Source organism: Casimicrobium huifangae, assembly GCF_009746125.1.
Taxonomy (GTDB): domain Bacteria; phylum Pseudomonadota; class Gammaproteobacteria; order Burkholderiales; family Casimicrobiaceae; genus Casimicrobium; species Casimicrobium huifangae.
In genome coordinates this window covers 2,223,462-2,240,383 of record NZ_CP041352.1, presented here as the reverse complement: position 1 = coordinate 2,240,383, position 16,922 = coordinate 2,223,462, and the positions used below count along the sequence as shown (strand labels likewise).

Annotated in this window: 18 protein-coding genes and 1 tRNA gene; all 19 read right to left on the bottom strand. The window is 60.2% G+C overall.

Annotation, left to right across the window (positions count from 1 at the left end; translation table 11 throughout):
• Nucleotides 1–1,992 carry an NADH-quinone oxidoreductase subunit L gene (gene nuoL / locus FKL89_RS10255; RefSeq protein ID WP_156862664.1) on the bottom strand — a complete coding sequence of 664 codons (1,992 nt, stop codon included), beginning with the start codon at nucleotides 1,990–1,992 and terminating at the stop codon, nucleotides 1–3.
• Between the two features lie 6 nt (nucleotides 1,993–1,998).
• Nucleotides 1,999–2,313: an NADH-quinone oxidoreductase subunit NuoK gene (nuoK, locus tag FKL89_RS10250; protein WP_156862663.1), complete on the bottom strand. Its 315-nt coding sequence runs from the start codon at nucleotides 2,311–2,313 to the stop codon at nucleotides 1,999–2,001.
• Nucleotides 2,313–2,975, bottom strand: a complete 663-nt coding sequence (locus tag FKL89_RS10245) for an NADH-quinone oxidoreductase subunit J (RefSeq protein WP_156862662.1) — start codon at nucleotides 2,973–2,975, stop codon at nucleotides 2,313–2,315. Before FKL89_RS10245 ends, nuoK begins: the two co-directional genes overlap by 1 nt.
• Before the next feature lie 31 nt (nucleotides 2,976–3,006).
• On the bottom strand, nucleotides 3,007–3,504 hold the full coding sequence (gene nuoI / locus FKL89_RS10240; RefSeq protein ID WP_156862661.1) for an NADH-quinone oxidoreductase subunit NuoI: 498 nt from the start codon (nucleotides 3,502–3,504) through the stop codon (nucleotides 3,007–3,009).
• Between the two features lie 6 nt (nucleotides 3,505–3,510).
• Nucleotides 3,511–4,572, bottom strand: coding sequence for an NADH-quinone oxidoreductase subunit NuoH (gene nuoH, locus FKL89_RS10235; protein ID WP_156862660.1), 1,062 nt, complete (start codon nucleotides 4,570–4,572; stop codon nucleotides 3,511–3,513).
• Complete coding sequence (nuoG, locus tag FKL89_RS10230) at nucleotides 4,569–6,893, bottom strand: NADH-quinone oxidoreductase subunit NuoG (RefSeq protein WP_156862659.1); 2,325 nt, start codon at nucleotides 6,891–6,893, stop codon at nucleotides 4,569–4,571. The genes nuoH and nuoG overlap by 4 nt, the downstream gene beginning before the upstream one ends.
• A 36-nt stretch (nucleotides 6,894–6,929) precedes the next feature.
• Nucleotides 6,930–8,228 (bottom strand): NADH-quinone oxidoreductase subunit NuoF, encoded by a 1,299-nt coding sequence (gene nuoF / locus FKL89_RS10225; protein WP_156862658.1) that lies wholly within the window; start codon nucleotides 8,226–8,228, stop codon nucleotides 6,930–6,932.
• Nucleotides 8,229–8,237: 9 nt separating this feature from the next.
• Nucleotides 8,238–8,720, bottom strand: a complete 483-nt coding sequence (gene nuoE, locus FKL89_RS10220) for an NADH-quinone oxidoreductase subunit NuoE (protein ID WP_156862657.1) — start codon at nucleotides 8,718–8,720, stop codon at nucleotides 8,238–8,240.
• 5 nt (nucleotides 8,721–8,725) lie between these two features.
• Nucleotides 8,726–9,979 carry an NADH-quinone oxidoreductase subunit D gene (locus tag FKL89_RS10215; RefSeq protein ID WP_156862656.1) on the bottom strand — a complete coding sequence of 418 codons (1,254 nt, stop codon included), beginning with the start codon at nucleotides 9,977–9,979 and terminating at the stop codon, nucleotides 8,726–8,728.
• Between the two features lie 11 nt (nucleotides 9,980–9,990).
• Nucleotides 9,991–10,566 carry an NADH-quinone oxidoreductase subunit C gene (locus FKL89_RS10210; RefSeq protein WP_156862655.1) on the bottom strand — a complete coding sequence of 192 codons (576 nt, stop codon included), beginning with the start codon at nucleotides 10,564–10,566 and terminating at the stop codon, nucleotides 9,991–9,993.
• Between the two features lie 15 nt (nucleotides 10,567–10,581).
• Entirely contained in the window at nucleotides 10,582–11,061 is a 480-nt protein-coding gene (locus FKL89_RS10205; RefSeq protein ID WP_156862654.1) for a NuoB/complex I 20 kDa subunit family protein, read from the bottom strand.
• Between the two features lie 63 nt (nucleotides 11,062–11,124).
• Nucleotides 11,125–11,484: an NADH-quinone oxidoreductase subunit A gene (locus FKL89_RS10200; RefSeq protein WP_156862653.1), complete on the bottom strand. Its 360-nt coding sequence runs from the start codon at nucleotides 11,482–11,484 to the stop codon at nucleotides 11,125–11,127.
• A gap of 86 nt (nucleotides 11,485–11,570) precedes the next feature.
• Nucleotides 11,571–11,655 (bottom strand) — tRNA-Leu (locus FKL89_RS10195).
• A 44-nt stretch (nucleotides 11,656–11,699) separates the two neighbouring features.
• The gene (secG, locus tag FKL89_RS10190; RefSeq protein ID WP_156862652.1) at nucleotides 11,700–12,044 is read right to left on the bottom strand and encodes a preprotein translocase subunit SecG; all 345 of its coding nucleotides are present in this window, start codon (nucleotides 12,042–12,044) and stop codon (nucleotides 11,700–11,702) included.
• 97 nt (nucleotides 12,045–12,141) lie between these two features.
• The gene (tpiA, locus tag FKL89_RS10185; protein WP_162527615.1) at nucleotides 12,142–12,885 is read right to left on the bottom strand and encodes a triose-phosphate isomerase; all 744 of its coding nucleotides are present in this window, start codon (nucleotides 12,883–12,885) and stop codon (nucleotides 12,142–12,144) included.
• Nucleotides 12,886–12,920: 35 nt separating this feature from the next.
• Nucleotides 12,921–13,946, bottom strand: a complete 1,026-nt coding sequence (locus FKL89_RS10180) for an ABC transporter ATP-binding protein (protein ID WP_156862650.1) — start codon at nucleotides 13,944–13,946, stop codon at nucleotides 12,921–12,923.
• Complete coding sequence (locus FKL89_RS10175) at nucleotides 13,943–14,929, bottom strand: ABC transporter ATP-binding protein (protein WP_156862649.1); 987 nt, start codon at nucleotides 14,927–14,929, stop codon at nucleotides 13,943–13,945. Before FKL89_RS10175 ends, FKL89_RS10180 begins: the two co-directional genes overlap by 4 nt.
• Nucleotides 14,926–15,819: an ABC transporter permease gene (locus tag FKL89_RS10170; RefSeq protein WP_156862648.1), complete on the bottom strand. Its 894-nt coding sequence runs from the start codon at nucleotides 15,817–15,819 to the stop codon at nucleotides 14,926–14,928. The genes FKL89_RS10175 and FKL89_RS10170 overlap by 4 nt, the downstream gene beginning before the upstream one ends.
• Entirely contained in the window at nucleotides 15,819–16,799 is a 981-nt protein-coding gene (locus FKL89_RS10165; RefSeq protein ID WP_156862647.1) for an ABC transporter permease, read from the bottom strand. Before FKL89_RS10165 ends, FKL89_RS10170 begins: the two co-directional genes overlap by 1 nt.
• Between the last annotated feature and the right edge of the window lie 123 nt (nucleotides 16,800–16,922).

Below are 16,922 nucleotides of genomic sequence, written 5' to 3'. Positions count from 1 at the left end.
TTATCGAAGCAGCAGCCAGGTCAGGAAGGCGAGCACGCCTGCGACCATGACGAATGCGTAGTGATAGATGAAACCTGTTTGCAGGTGACGCATCAACCCGGCGATCAGCCCGATGCCTTTGGCCGAGCCGTTGACCAGCGCGCCATCAATCACGGCACGATCACCGAAGCGGAACAGCCCCTCGCCGAGCTTGCGGGCACCGCCGGCGAAGAAGAATTCGTTGAAGCGGTCGAAGTAGTACTTCTCTTCGAGCACCGTCACGATGCCGCTGAATTGCTTGCGCAACCGGGCTGGCAGCGCCGGGTTGACCACATACAGGTAGTACGCGAGGGCGACACCGGCCATGGCCAGGATGAATGGCAGTGAAGTCAGGCCGTGAATCGCCATGCTCATTGCGCCGTGGAACTCCGCCTTCAGCGGCCCCAGCGTGTCGTGGCCCTGCGCGATCGGTGCGATGGCGCCCTTGAACCAGTCGCCATAGACAATTTTGTCGATGCCGAAGTAGCCAAGAATGACCGACGGGATCGCCAGCAACACCAGTGGCAACGTAACCACCCACGGTGACTCATGCGGCTTGGCGTCGTGCCCATGGCCGTGGTCGTCATGATGATGGTGGTCATCGTGCGGTGCCTCGTCGTAGCGCTCCTTGCCGTGGAAAACGAGGAAGTACATGCGGAACGAGTAGAACGCCGTCACGAAGACACCGCACAGCACCGCAAAATTCGCGTAGCCATGACCGAAAATCTTGCTCTCGTGCACGGCCTCAATAATCGTGTCCTTCGAATAGAAGCCTGACAGCAGCGGAAAGCCGATCAGCGCCAGCGACCCCACCAGCGAGGTGAGCCAGGTGATCTTCATGTACTTGCGGATACCGCCCATGTAGCGGATATCCTGATTGTGGTGCATGCCGATGATTACCGAACCTGCCGCGAGGAACAGCAACGCCTTGAAGAAGGCATGCGTCACCAGATGGAACATCGCGGCACTGTAAGCCGAGACACCGAGCGCCACAGTCATGTAACCGAGCTGCGACAGCGTCGAATAGGCCACGACGCGCTTGATGTCGTACTGGATGATGCCCAGGAAGCCCATGAACAATGCAGTCGTGGCACCGATGATCAGCACGAAGGACAGCGCCGTTGTCGACATCTCAAACAGCGGCGACATGCGTGACACCATGAAGATGCCGGCAGTCACCATGGTCGCGGCGTGGATCAGCGCCGAGATCGGAGTCGGGCCTTCCATCGAGTCGGGCAACCACACGTGCAGCGGCACCTGGGCTGACTTGCCCATGGCACCGATGAACAGCAGGATGCAGGTCGCAGTCGCCCACGACGGGATACCAACGGGACCGAGGTTCACCGAAATATTCGCCAGCGACGGCGCATTCTTGAATACTGTGGCGTAGTCGAGGCTGCCGGTATAGGCGAGCACAAGGCCAATGCCAAGCAGGAATCCCAGATCGCCAACGCGGTTGACCAGGAAAGCCTTCATGTTCGCGAAGATCGCTGTCGGCCGCGTGTACCAGAAGCCGATCAGCAGGTATGAGACGAGACCCACCGCCTCCCAGCCGAAGAACAGTTGCAGGAAGTTGTTGCTCATCACGAGCATCAGCATCGAGAACGTGAACAGCGAGATGTAGCTGAAGAAGCGCTGATAGCCCGGGTCTTCTTCCATGTAGCCGATGGTGTAGATGTGCACCATCAGCGATACCGAGGTCACCACCAGCATCATGGTGACAGTCAACGTGTCGATCAGGAAGCCAACCTCGAACTTGACGCCACCTGACACCATCCACGTATACAGCGGGCCGTTGAAGGTATTGCCGGCAAGCACGTCCGCGAACACGACGCACGACGCGATGAACGAAATCAGTACACCAAGAATGGTGACGGTATGGGCGCCCTTGCGACCGATCTGCCTGCCCCAGAGGCCGGCGAGGATTGCGCCAATCAGCGGTGCGAATGGAACGATGAGATAGGAGAGTTTCATCTGCTCTTATCCCTTCAGCTTGCCGATTTGATCGACGTCCACAGAACCGACATTGCGGAACAGGACGACGAGGATCGCAAGACCGATCGCCGACTCGGCTGCCGCCACCGTCAGGATGAAGAACACGAAGACTTGACCACTCAGGTCGCCGAGGTAGCTCGAAAACGCGATGAAGTTGAGGTTGACGGCAAGCAGCATCAGCTCGATGGCCATGAGCAGGATGATGACGTTGCGGCGGTTGATGAAGATGCCGATCACGCTGATAGTGAACAGCGCGGCTGCCACGATCAGGTAGGAGTTGAGGGTGGGGGCGGGCAACATTATTTCTTCACCTCGGTAGCGGGCGCGGCTGCGGCCACCGGTGTTTCAGCGGCAGTCGGCTTCTCGCTCGCAATCTTGAGCACGCGCAGGCGATCGTTGCGGCGCACCAGCACCTGTTCGCCAGGATTCTGGTAACGCGACTCGCGGCGGTCACGAAGCGTTAGTGCGATGGCCGCCACAATTGCCACCAGCAGCAACACGCCGGCGATTTCGACCGCATAGATGTACTTGGTAAACAGCTCGACACCCAGCGCCTTGGCATTGCTGCCATCAACCGTCACTGCATTTGGCGCGCCGGTCACACCGGATTTCTTGCCGAACGACAGGCCGAGGACCAGCACCATCTCGACCAGCACGGCCGCGCCAACCAGCAGGCCGACTGGCAGATAGCTGCGGAACTGCTTGCGCAGCTCCTCGAAGTTGATGTCAAGCATCATCACCACGAACAGGAATAGCACCATCACGGCGCCGACGTAGACCAGGACCAGCGCGATGGCGAGGAACTCAGCCTTGAGCAGCATCCAGAGCGCGGACGCAGAGAAGAACGCGAGCACCAGGAACAGTGCGGCGTGGACGGGGTTCTTGACGCTAATCACGCGCGACGCTGCCAACAGCAGAATCGCGGAGAACACGTAGAAGACGATGGTGGACAGTTCAGGCATGGGCTTTTTCGCTCAGACAGCCGCAGGCGGCCTAGCGGAACCTCGCATCTGCAGCCCGGTCGGCTGCAATTTGTTTTTCGTAGCGGTCACCGACCGCGAGCAGCATCTCTTTGGTGTAGTAGAGATCGCCACGCTTTTCGCCGTGGTATTCGAGAATGCGCGTTTCTACGATCGAATCCACGGGACAACTCTCCTCGCAGAAGCCGCAGAAGATGCACTTGGTCAGATCAATGTCGTAGCGGGTCGTGCGACGGCTGCCATCATCGCGAACGGCTGACTCGATGGTGATTGCCATCGCCGGGCAAACCGCCTCGCAGAGCTTGCAGGCAATGCAACGCTCTTCGCCATTCTCGTAGCGGCGCAGCGCGTGCAGGCCACGGAAGCGCGGGCTTTGTGGCGTTTTTTCTTCCGGAAACTGAACTGTGATCTTGCGCGCAAACAGATAGCGGCCGGTCAACGACAGGCCTTTCAGCAGTTCCCACAGCAGGAAGGTTGAAAAATAATGCTTGATCGAGGCAACCATCTTCATTACCTCCTAGTGAAACGCAACGCCCCACGGCGTCTGCATGATGATCGCGAGGAACACGATGAAGGCGAGCGTGACGGGGATAAAGATCTTCCAGCCGAGGCGCATGATCTGGTCATAGCGATAGCGCGGGAATGAGGCGCGAATCCACAGGAAGAAGAACAGCACCACGAAAACTTTCGCGGCCAGCCAGAAAAATCCATCGGCAAACGGTTTGATGCCGAACAGCGAAAGCTCGTTCGTGATCGGGAACGGTGACAGCCAGCCGCCGAGGAACAGCACACTGGTCAACACTGCGATCAGGATCATGTTGGCGTACTCAGCGAGGAAGAACACCGCGAACGTCACACCCGAGTATTCAACGTGAAAGCCGGCAACGATTTCAGACTCGCCCTCGGCTACGTCGAACGGGTGGCGGTTGGTTTCTGCGACGCCGGATATGAAGTACACGATGAACAGCGGGAACAGCGGGATGAAGTACCACTGGTGCAAGCCGCCCTGCTGCGCGTTCACGATATCCGCCAGATTAAGGCTGTTGGCTGCCATCAGCACACCGACCAGCGCGAAGCCCATCGCGATTTCGTAGGAAACGATCTGTGCGGCGGAGCGCAGGCAGCCGAGGAAAGCGTATTTTGAGTTCGACGCCCAACCGGCGAGGATGACGCCGTACACACCAACGGAAGTCAACGCCAGGATATACAGGAGGCCCGCATTGGCATTGGCAAGAATCAGCGTCGGGTCGAACGGGATAACAGCCCACGCCGCGAGCGCCGGACCGATCGACAGCAAGGGGGCGATGTAGAACAGCGTCTTGTTGGCGCCGCTTGGGACCACGATCTCCTTGAAGATCAGTTTCAGCACGTCGGCAAACGGCTGGAGCCAGCCTTTGCCCACGCGGTTCGGACCGATTCGAACCTGCATCCAGCCGATCACTTTGCGTTCCCAGAGCGTCAGGAAGGCAACGCAGATCGTGATTGGCAACACGATCACGATGATCTTCAGCAAGGTCCAGATGGCGTAATTCACCATCGGGAAATCGGTGCCCAGAACCAGTTCGACCGGATTGCTCATACCGCCTCCAGCGTCACTGTGGCAGAGGCATTGCCGAGTGCCGCAGACACTTCGGTAGCCAGCGGGATACGCACGCTGCCGGGGGGCACGCGATTGTCTACAGCGACAGTTGCCTGGGTCGTTTGCCCTGCTTGCGTTACCTTGATGCGTGCGCCGTTGGTCAATGACAATGACGACGCAGTTTCACCGGAAAGGCGAATGCGCGGCTGCTTGCCATAGCTTGACGTCGCCAGTGCCTGACCGCGGCGCGCAAGTGCGTCCGAGTGGTAGATCGGCACGTCCGCCACGCGCTCCAGACCGACAGGAGCTGCCGCATCGGGCATCGCCAGAGTGCGGATGCGGGCGCCGAGGCTGGCATCGCTGAAGCCCGTCAACGCCGCATTACGCACATCTTCGCTGCTATTGAACGACGAGAAATCCGCTTCCAGCAAATCGCCGAGTACGCGCAGCACTTTCCAGCCGGGACGGGTTTCGCCGAGCGGACGCACGACCCCGGCAAACGACTGCACGGTGCCGTCGTTCGACACATAGGTGCCCGAGGTTTCTGTAAAGGGAGCGATAGGCAACAGCACGTCGGCATACTGTTTCATCGCATCTGAAGCAAATGATGTCAGACACACGACTTTATCGGCCTTACCCAGGGCCGCAAGCGCTTCGGCGCCGAGGCTGCTATCCCGCTCCGGCTCGCAGCCGACGAGAACAAACGTGTTTGCCGGATCACTGCCGAGGGCTTCGCGCGCAGTCGCAGCACCGTTGGTGGGGAAGGCTCCGGCGACATAGGCGGCACCGGCTCCGCCCGACAAGGCGAGCCGTCCGTAGCTTCCACCGCACATGTTGGCGATGGCGAAGGCTAGCGATTCGAGATGCGAGGCGTCTGCCTGCGACAAGGCCATGTCGCCGATCAGCACCGCCACACGCTTGCCACTGGCCAGTGACGCTGCGATAGCTTCCTCACTGGCGCTGATGTTGCTGACGGAGATCGGCGTCTCTTTGCCGACACGCTTTGCCAGCGCTGAGAGCACTCCGCACAGGGTTTCCCACAAGCCCGAGGGCTTGACGATCGCCTTTGCGGCCACGGGGCACAGCAGGTCGTCGTCGATTGATCCGACTATCGACAGCGCCGCCCCTTTTTTGACGCGCTGCCGGATACGTTGCGCCAGCAGCGGCTGCTCCTGACGGAGACTGCTGCCAATCACCAGAAAACGATCGACTTCCGCAATATTGGCAAGCTTGAAGCCAAGCCACGGAATGCCTCCGCCCTGATCGAGCGCGGAGTCGGTCACCCGCAGGCGATGGTCAATGGTAGCGCCGCCCAGATGGGTCGCCAGCCGTTTGGCGAGGGAGGCCTCTTCCAGCGTCGTGTGTGGCCCAAGGAGGAAGGCAGTCTTCGCCGCCCCGTGACTCTTGACGCCGAGACCGATGGCGCCAGCAGCGGCGTTCAATGCGTCCTGCCAGCTGGCCTGCTGCCAAACGCCGTCGTGTTTGATCATCGGCGACGTGAGGCGATCGTCGGCGTACAACCCTTCGTACGAGAAACGATCGCGGTCCGAGATCCAACACTCATTGACCGCTTCGTTCTCGCGCGGCAATACGCGCATCACGCGGTCGCCCTTGATCTGCACCTGCAGATTCGCATTCAGGCCATCGTGCGGACTGACGCTCTTGCGACGCTGCAGTTCCCAAGTGCGGGCACTGTAGCGGAAAGGCTTGGACGTCAACGCGCCGACCGGGCAAACGTCAATCATGTTGCCCGATAGCTCGGAGTCAATGGACTTGCCAACGAACGAGAGAATTTCGGAGTGCTCGCCGCGGCCGCCCATGCCGAGCTCCATGACACCGGCGATCTCCTGGCCAAAGCGGACGCATCGCGTGCAGTGAATGCAGCGGCTCATCTCCTCGGCACTGATCAGCGGGCCGAGATTCTTGTGGAAGACCACCCGCTTCTCTTCGGTGTAGCGCGAAGCGGACTTGCCGTAACCGACCGACAAATCCTGCAATTGACACTCGCCGCCCTGATCGCAGATCGGGCAATCCAGGGGATGGTTGATGAGCAGGAATTCCATCACGCCCTGCTGTGCCTTCTTGGCCTGCTCGGACGCGGTAAAGACTTTCATCCCTTCGGTCACCGGGGTGGCACAGGCTGGCAGGGGCTTCGGCGCCTTTTCCACCTGTACCAGGCACATGCGGCAATTGGCCGCGATGGAGAGCTTCTTGTGATAGCAGAAGTGCGGCACGTAAGCGCCGACCTGATTCGCGGCATCCATCACGGTGCTGCCGGGCGAAACCTGTATCGCTTTGCCGTCGATTTCGATGTTCAACATGAGCGGGCTTGCAATGTCCTGTCGTTCGCCGTTGGGTCAGAGGTAGGCGGGCACAAGACACCGCTTGTTTTCAATGTGGTACTGGAATTCGTCGCGGTAGTGCTTGATAAAGGCACGCACCGGCATCGCCGCCGCATCACCGAGTGCACAAATAGTGCGGCCCTGAATGTTGTCGGCAACCGAGTTCAGCGCGTCAAGGTCTTCCATTCGCCCTTCACCGTGCTCGATACGATTGACCATGCGCCACATCCAGCCCGTGCCTTCTCGACAGGGAGTGCACTGACCGCAGGATTCCTCGTAGTAAAAGTACGAGAGTCGCAGCAGCGACTTGACCATGCAGCGCGTCTCGTCCATCACGATCACTGCGCCGGATCCGAGCATGGAACCCGCCTTGGCGATCGAGTCGTAATCCATGTTGGTTTGCATCATCGTGTCGCCCGGAATGACCGGTGCCGATGAACCGCCGGGAATCACCGCCTTGATCTTCTTGCCGCCGCGAATGCCACCGGCCAGCTCAAGCAGCTTCGAGAACGGCGTGCCCAGGGGAATTTCGAAGTTGCCGGGGCGCTCAACGTCGCCGGACACCGAGAACAGCTTGGTGCCGCCATTGTTGGGCAGGCCAAGGTTCAGGAAGGCTTCGCCGCCCTTGCGCATGATCCATGGCACTGCGGCAAATGTCTCGGTGTTGTTGATCGTCGTCGGCTTGCCATACAGGCCAAAGCTCGCCGGAAATGGCGGCTTGAAGCGCGGCTGGCCTTTCTTGCCTTCGATCGACTCCAGAAGCGCGGTCTCTTCGCCGCAGATGTACGCGCCATAACCGTGGAACGCGTGCAACTGGAAATCAAAACCGGAACCGAGAATATTGTTGCCGAGGAATCCGGCCGCACGCGCCTCGTCAAGCGCCTCTTCAAATTGCTCGTAAATACGGAAGATTTCGCCGTGAATGTAGTTGTAGCCGACTGAAATGCCCATCGCATAGGCGGCGATGGCCATCCCTTCAATCACCATGTGCGGGTTGTAGCGCAGGATGTCGCGGTCTTTGAAAGTGCCGGGCTCGCCCTCATCCGAATTGCAGACAAGGTACTTCTGCCCCGGGAACTGTCGCGGCATAAAGCTCCACTTGAGTCCCGTCGGAAAGCCGGCGCCGCCGCGACCGCGAAGGGCTGACTTCTTGACTTCGGCGATCACCTGATCAGGCGTGATCTTCTCGGCGAGGATCTTCTTCAGGGCCTCGTAACCCCCTCGCGACTGGTAGGGGCCGATGCGCCAGTCATTGGCGTCTTCGATCCGGAGATCGGCAAACAACGCCGGATTGATATGCGGTCCGAAGTGCATGTCTTCCGCCTATGCCTTCTTCAATTCGTCGACGAGCGCGTCGAAGCGCTCAGCTGTCACTTTGACACGAACATCGTGGTTGTTGACGGTGAACACGGGCGCATCGCCACAGGCGCCGAAACATTCACCTTCCTTCAGTGTGAACAGGCCATCGGCGGTGGTTTCCCCGAATTCGATGCCAAGTTTCTTCCTGGCGTGCTCCGCACAGGCAGTAGCCCCCTGCAACTGGCAAGGCAGATTGGTGCAGACGGTCAATTTGTGTTTGCCAACCGGTTTCAGGTTGTACATCGTGTAGAACGATGCGACCTCGTACACCGCAATCGCCGGCATGCCAATGTAGTCAGCGATTTCCTGCATCACCTCCGAAGACAGCCAGCCCTGTTCGGTCTGGGCAATGCGGAGCGCGGCCATGACAGCCGATTGGCGCTGATCGGCGGGGAACTTGGCCAGCTCCCGGTCGATCTTGCGAAGTGAGTCCTGCGAAAGTGCCATCTTCCTTACCTGTCAATCTCGCCGAACACGATGTCCTGGGTGCCGATGATTGCCACCACGTCTGCAATCATGTGGCCGCGCGACATCTCGTCGAGCGCTGCGAGATGAGCGAATCCTGGTGCGCGCAACTTGAGACGATACGGCTTGTTGGCGCCATCGGAAACGATGTACACGCCAAACTCACCCTTCGGATGCTCTACCGCCGCATAGGCTTCGCCCGGTGGCACATGCATACCCTCGGTGAACAGCTTGAAGTGGTGAATCAGCTCTTCCATGTTGGACTTCATGGACTCGCGATTCGGTGGCGCCACCTTATGGTTGTCGGTAATGACCGGCCCTGGATTCGCGCGCAGCCAGGCGATGCACTGCTTGATGATCTTGTTCGACTCGCGCATCTCCTGTACGCGAACAAGATAACGGTCGTAGCAGTCGCCATTGACACCAACCGGAATGTCGAAATCCATGCGGTCGTAGACTTCATACGGCTGCTTCTTGCGCAAATCCCAAGCGATACCGGAGCCGCGCACCATGGCGCCGGTGAAGCCTAGCGCAAGCGCACGTTCCGGACTTACGACACCGATGCCGACTGTCCGCTGCTTCCAGATGCGATTGTCAGTGAGTAGCGTTTCGTACTCGTCGACGTAGGTCGGGAAGCGGTTGGTGAAATCCTCCAGAAAGTCGAGGAACGAGCCTTCACGGTTCTCGTTCATCCGCTTGATGGCCGCTGCATTGTGGATCTTCGACGCCTGATATTGCGGCATCCGGTCCGGCAAGTCACGGTAGACGCCACCAGGACGGTAATACGCCGCGTGCATGCGGGCACCAGAAACCGCCTCGTACGCATCGAACAGGTCTTCGCGTTCACGGAAGCAATACAGGAACACTGTCATCGCGCCAACGTCGAGCGCGTGGCAGCCGAGCCACAGCAGGTGATTCTGCAGGCGCGTCACTTCGTCGAACATGACGCGGATGTACTGGGCGCGCTCCGGCACCGGCAACTGCAGAAGCTTTTCGATGGCCAGGCAATAGGCGTGCTCGTTGGACATCATCGACACATAGTCGAGACGATCCATGTACGGCAGCGACTGGATGAAGGTCTTGCTCTCCGCCAGTTTTTCAGTGGCACGATGCAGCAGACCAATGTGCGGATCAGCACGCTGGATGGTCTCGCCGTCCAGTTCGAGCACCAAACGCAACACGCCGTGTGCCGCAGGATGCTGCGGCCCGAAGTTCATTGTGTAATTGCGAATTTCAGCCATGATGTGACGCCTCAGTTCGCGTAACTATCGTCACGAACGATGCGCGGTGTGTTCTCACGCGGCTCGATGGTGACAGGCTGATAGAGCACGCGCCGCTGCTCCGGGTCGTAGCGCATCTCGACATAGCCGGAAGTCGGGAAGTCCTTGCGGAATGGATGGCCAACAAAGCCGTAGTCGGTCAGGATGCGCCGCAGGTCTGGATGACCTTCGTAGACGATTCCGAAGAGATCGAAAGCCTCGCGCTCGTACCAGTTGGCCGACGGCCACACATCAACCAGTGAATGCACCACCGGAAACGCATCGTCTGCAGCAACGCAACGAACACGAAGACGCTGGTTAAGCACCACGGACAGCAGATGAATGACCGTCGCGTACTTCCCCGATTCACGCCCCTCGCCGCCATAAGCCGAGTAGTCGACGCCACAAAGGTCGATCAGCGTATCGAAGCGCGTCTTCGGGTGATCACGTAGTGCGCGGCACGCTTCCACCCAGTCGGCTGGCGCAACCGTTGCCGTCACTTCATCGAGCGCTGCGACGATTGCAATCGCCTTGCTGCCCAATACTTCAGAAACTATGTCTTTCAGCATTTATCGAGCCCCGGTTCAGGTCCGGGCGATGGTGTTGGTGCGGCGAATCTTGTTCTGCAGTTGCAGGATGCCGTAGATCAAGGCTTCGGACGTGGGCGGGCAGCCAGGCACGTATACGTCCACCGGAACGATGCGGTCGCAACCACGAACCACGGAGTAGCTGTAGTGGTAGTAGCCGCCTCCGTTGGCGCATGAGCCCATGGAAATCACCCAGCGCGGTTCGGCCATCTGGTCATAGACCTTGCGCAAGGCGGGCGCCATCTTGTTGCACAGAGTTCCAGCGACGATCATCACGTCCGACTGACGCGGACTAGGACGAAACACAATTCCGAAGCGATCGAGATCGTAACGCGCTGCACCAGCATGCATCATCTCTACGGCGCAGCAGGCAAGACCGAAAGTCATCGGCCACATTGACCCATTACGCGACCAGTTGATGAGCGTATCCAGGCTCGTCGTGACAAACCCCTTCTCGAGGACGCCTTCAAGGCTCATGACTCAATACACTCCACTGCGCGCTAATGCGCGGTCAAACCAAATACGAAAGTTCGCGTTCAATCATTCCCAATCGAGGGCGCCTTTTTTCCATTCGTAGATGAACCCGACGGTCAGAATGCCGAGGAACACCATCATGGAAAGAAAGCCCACGAAGCCGATTTCCTTGAGCGCCACCGCCCACGGGAAAAGGAAAGCAATTTCGAGATCAAACAGAATGAACAGGATCGCGACGAGGTAGTAGCGCACATCGAAACGCATGCGGGCGTCTTCGAATGCCTCGAATCCACATTCGTAGGGAGCGAGCTTGTCGGGGTCGGGCCGCGCTGGCGAGACCAACCAGCCGGCGATGAGCAGAACGCAACCAAACGCAAGGCCCACGATCATGAACATCAGGATCGGGACGTAGGTTTCTAGCGACATGACTCAAAAATCCCCAAAAAAAAGGCGGAACACTTAGTTGCCCCGCCTCCTTGTGCCTGGCGAAGCGTTGCCAGGACTGCTGTTGTTGGTGCCGTCGGCGAGACTCGAACTCGCACAGCTTTCGCCACTACCCCCTCAAGATAGCGTGTCTACCAATTTCACCACGACGGCTATACACGGGCCTTACGATTTATCAAGAAACCGTAAAGCTTCAACTATTTCGGAATATCGGACTTAGGTGCGGCCGGGGCTACCGGCGCCGGAGCGCTCTGCTCCGTCTTTGCCGGTTCGCCAGTTACACCCTGCATCACGCCACCACTGGTATTCGACCGATGTGCGCCGACGTAGGTCAACGCAACGCTGGTGGCAAAAAATACGGTAGCGGCGACGCCAGTGGCACGGCTGAGAAAGTTAGCCGAGCCAGCTGCGCCAAATACGCTACCTGCCGAGCCGCTGCCGAACGCTGCGCCCATGTCTGCACCTTTGCCATGCTGCAAAAGCACCAGCACCAGAATGGCAGCTGCTGCGACGACGTGAACTGCGAGAAGAACAAATTCCATAGCCAGCCATTATACATATTGCACTGCGGCAGAGTGGCACTTCATGACCAGTCAAACCAGACCACCGCGCACTGCCGATTGCCGGCGGAAAAGGTGATCAAAGTGCCGCCGCGATCGCCAGAAAGTCAGCTGCCACCAGTGAGGCACCACCGATCAGGCCGCCATCAATGTCGGCCTGGGAGAACAACTCGCGAGCGTTGCCTGCCTTGACGCTGCCGCCATAGAGGATGCTGGTGGCCTCAGCCTCCGCTCCCAGCACCCGCAGCGTAGCCCTGATGAAGGCATGCATGGCCTGCGCCTCCGCCGGGGTGGCCGTCTTGCCGGTGCCAATCGCCCACACCGGTTCATAAGCCAGGATTGCTGCACCCTGTGCTCGTAGCAACACCTCCCTGCAGGCTGAGAGTTGCTGACCCACCACCGCCTCGGCGTGGCCGTCCTCACGCTCCGCCAGCGTTTCGCCCACGCAAATGACCGGAGTAACCCCGGCGTTCAGTGCTGCCGAAGCCTTGCGAGCGACCAGATCGCTGGTTTCCGCGTTGTACTGCCGCCGCTCCGAGTGCCCCACGAGCACGAGCGATGCACCGAACTCAACCAGCATTGCCGCACTCACCTGGCCCGTGTATGCCCCTGAAGCGTGCTCACTGACGTCCTGCCCGCCCCACACTGCGGCGCCGCCAGCCAGTGCCGACTGGGCTTGCCCAAGAAAGGGAAAGGGCACACATACGCCCAGTTTTCCAACGCTGGATGGAGCCGCCGCAACCGCGCCAAGCAGCGCTGCGTTGCCCGCAAGCGAGCCGTTCATCTTCCAGTTGCCAATTACCCAACGATTTCGCAAGCCCATAGTCGCCATCTTGTTGTTTCAGAAAAGTTCAGAAATCAGGAAAAGTGACACATTACCCGCACGCCTTCGCGCTCGGCAACGACCGGCGTTTCGACTGCACAGCGGGCTTCAGCTCGTGGGCAGCGAGGGTGAAAGTGACATCCGCCGGGAGGGTTGACCGGCGACGCCACTTCGCCGCGGATCGCGGCGAAGTGTTGCCTCCCAGTCTGTACTCGAGGCATCGCAGCCAGCAATGCCTGCGTGTAAGGATGTCGTGGCGCCGAGAAAATCTTGGCCGCCGGTCCGATTTCCACCACACGACCGAGGTACATCACGGCCACCCGATCACTCAAATGTCGCACGACGCCAAGGTCGTGACTGATGAAAACATAGGTCAGACCCAGCGCCCGTCTGAGTTCAGCAAACAGATTCAGAACTTGCGCCTGAACCGACACATCGAGGGCCGCCACTGACTCGTCGCAGACCAGCAGCTCCGGTTTCACCGCCAGCGCGCGCGCGATACCGATCCGTGCCCGCTGTCCACCAGAAAACTGATGCGGGTAGCGGTCGAGCGCCGAGTCATCCAGTCCGACCTGTCGCAGCAAAGTGAGGACGTAGCCCCGCATGTCCGTTGCGGTGACCAATCCATGGGCAACCGCAGCTTCGCCCACCTGGCCGACGACCCGCATGCGAGGATTCAGTGACGCCGACGGGTCCTGAAAGATCATTTGCCGGGCGAGTCGCGCCCCACCCCGAGCCCCGGCACTAACCGCCGACGCGGCAGCGCCTCCCAAGTCGGGCGCTGAAAAGATGACCCTGCCACTGCTCGGCGGCATCAACCCGGCGATGATGCGCCCCAACGTGCTCTTGCCGCATCCCGATTCGCCAACAATGCCCAGCACCTCACCGTGGGCAACGTCCAGTGAGACGTCATCAAGCGCCTGGACCACAGTCTCGCGGTGGTTCGCGCCCAGCCGATTTGCCAATCGCTCCGCCCAGCCAAGCGGCTTGACGAAGCGCTTGGAAATGCCCTCAACGCGAAGAATGGGCGCCGAGCCTGAAGCAGCGCTGTTGCCAGTCATGCTTGCTGCTCCGCCGCCGCTTCGAATGCGAAGTGACAGCGCGCCATACGCGCCTGAACGCGATGCGGCGCCGGATCGTCCACGCCGCAACGCCCGCCTGCTTCTGCGCAACGCGGCGCAAAGGCGCACCCAAGGCGTTGGCCGATCAGCTGCGGCGGTGTGCCGGGAATCTGGGCCAGAGGCTGACCTGGTTGGTTTTGCGACGGCAGCGAGCGCAGCAAGGCTCGCGTGTACGGGTGCGCCGGCGAGCCGAGCACCGCCGTCGTCGGCCCCTCTTCGACAATGCGGCCGCCGTACATCACCGCGATGCGGTCGGCAAGACCGCTCACCACCGACAGGTCATGCGTGATCCAGATGACGGCAGTCCCACGGCTGGCGGCCAGCGCCTGCACCTGGGCGAGGATTTGCCCCTGGATCGTCACGTCAAGCGCCGTGGTCGGTTCATCGGCAATCAGCAGCTTCGGGCCATGCAGCAAGGCAATGGCGATCGCTACCCGCTGCCGCATGCCACCGGAAAACTGGTGCGGATACGCCAGCATCCGCTCGCCAGGCGATGGAATGCCTACTTCGGCCAGCGCCTGCTGTGCCCACTCCCGGGCGCGCGCGGCGCTGACGTCAGCATGGGCGCGAATCGCCTCGATGATTTGCGTGTCGATGCGCAGCACCGGATTCAGGGTCAACATCGGATCCTGGAAGATCATCGCAATGTCGCGCCCGCGTAGCGCTCGCCACTCCCGCTCGGCGAGCCCCACCAGCGAGCGACCAGCGAAGCGGATTTCGCCGGCAACGACGCGACCCGGCGCATCAACCAGCCCCATGATCGAAAAGCCGGTCACCGACTTGCCGGACCCGGACTCACCAACCAACCCGAGCACTTCGCCAGCGCCGACGGCGAGATCGACGCCATCGACGGCACGGACTTCGCCGGCCTTGCTGGCGAACCAGGTCTGCAGGCCGCGTACCTCAAGCAGCGGTGCGGTCATTTCGCGAGCCTCGGATTCAGCACATCCCGAAGCTGATCGGCGACGAGATTGATGCTGACGATGGTGAGCAACAGCGCAACGCCGGGGAAGAAGCTGACCCAATACTTGCCGGAGAGCAGATATTGGTAACCGTTGGCAATCAATAACCCGAGCGATGGCTCCGTAATCGGCAAACCCAGCCCAAGAAACGACAAGGTTGCCTCTAGTGCTATCGCATGCGCCACTTGCACCGACGCCACCACGATCAGCGGCGGCAGGCAGTTTGGCAGTAAATGACGCAGCACAATGCGTCCAGCTGACAAGCCGAGCCCCTGTGCGGCGGCAATGTAATCCTTGTTTTTCTCGGCAAGCGCCGCACCGCGCACGGTTCGTGCGTAGTACGCCCATTGCACGGTGACCAGCGCCGCGATGATCTTGCCGATGCCCTGACCGAGGACCGCAAGCAAAATCAGTGCGATCAGGATGGCCGGGAACGACAACTGGATGTCGACCACGCGCATGATCACACTGTCCCAGCGCCCCCCTTTGTAGGCGGCCAGCAGGCCGATCAGCAGGCCCAGCGTCACGGCAATCAGGGTTGAAACCACGCCGACACCGAGACTGATACGCAACCCGTAGAGGATCGCCGACAGCAGATCGCGCCCCTGCTCGTCGCTGCCGAGCAGATAGTGCCCGCCATCCGCCGCCGCGCTACCCGGCGGCAGACGCGCATCAAGCACGTCCAGCTGCGACAGGTCGTAGGGGTTCTGCGGCGACAGCCATGGTGCCCCCAGCGCCGCCAGCACGATCAGCACAAACAGCACCAGACCGAACATCGCCATGCGGTCGGCCGCAAATTCACCGGCCTTTTCGCGCCATAGTGAATTGCCGGCCTGCACTGCATTGGCCATCAATGCGCTCCCGCATCGCCAAGCCGCACGCGCGGGTCGAGCGCGGAGTAAGCCAGGTCCACCAGCAGGTTGATGAACACAAAGAGACTCACGATGATCAACAGATAGGCCACGATCACCGGTCGGTCCAGCACATTGATTGAGTCAATCAGCAACTTGCCCATACCGGGCCAGGCAAACACGCTTTCGGTCACCACCGCAAAGGCAACCACCGAACCGAACTCAAGCCCGATCACGGTGACGATGGGGATCATGATGTTCTTCAGCACATGCACCCCGACGATGCGCGACGCCGACAGCCCCTTGGCGCGGGCGAACTTCACGTAGTCCATCGCCAGCGCCTCACGCACACCGGCGCGCGTCAGCCGGATCAGCAGCGACAGTTTGAATAACGCCAGATTCACCGCCGGCAGGATTAGATGGGCCCAGCCATCTGCTGTGAGAAAGCTCCAGCCAACGCCAAATATCTCCCGCGTTTCGCCACGTCCGTTTGACGGCAACCAGCCGAGAAACACCGCGAAAAGCATGATCAGCATCAGCCCCACCCAAAAGGTCGGCAAACTGAAGCCAAGAATTGAACCGGCCATGATGGTCTTGCCAATGACACCATTCGGTCTCAGGCCCGCGATCAGGCCGAGCGGGATACCAATGCCAACAGCGAGCAGCATTGCTACGAAGGCCAGCTCCAGCGTCGCCGGCATGCGGTTGAGTATCAGTTCCAGCGCTGGCACGCCATGCGCAAAGCTGCGCCCGAGATCGCCAGTTATGGCGCCAAGAACGAAATTGCCGTACTGTGCCCACAGCGGTTTGTCGAGCCCCAGTGCAACGATCGCACGATCGCGCTCGGTCTGATCGGCCTGACTGCTGATCAGGATGTCAACCGGGTTGCCGATCAGGTAGACGCCGACGAATACCAGCACGCTCATCGCCAGCAGCACCAGCAGTGATTGCGTCAGTCGACGGAGAAGAAACGCCAGCATTCAGAGTTTTGGTGGTGGCTGGTGGCGATATTTGCGCTACGCTACCAGTGAAAGATCGACTGTCAACGCGCCGATTCTAATCAGCGTTGGGCATCGATGTGCCCCGGCCGTCCGCTTCGCGTC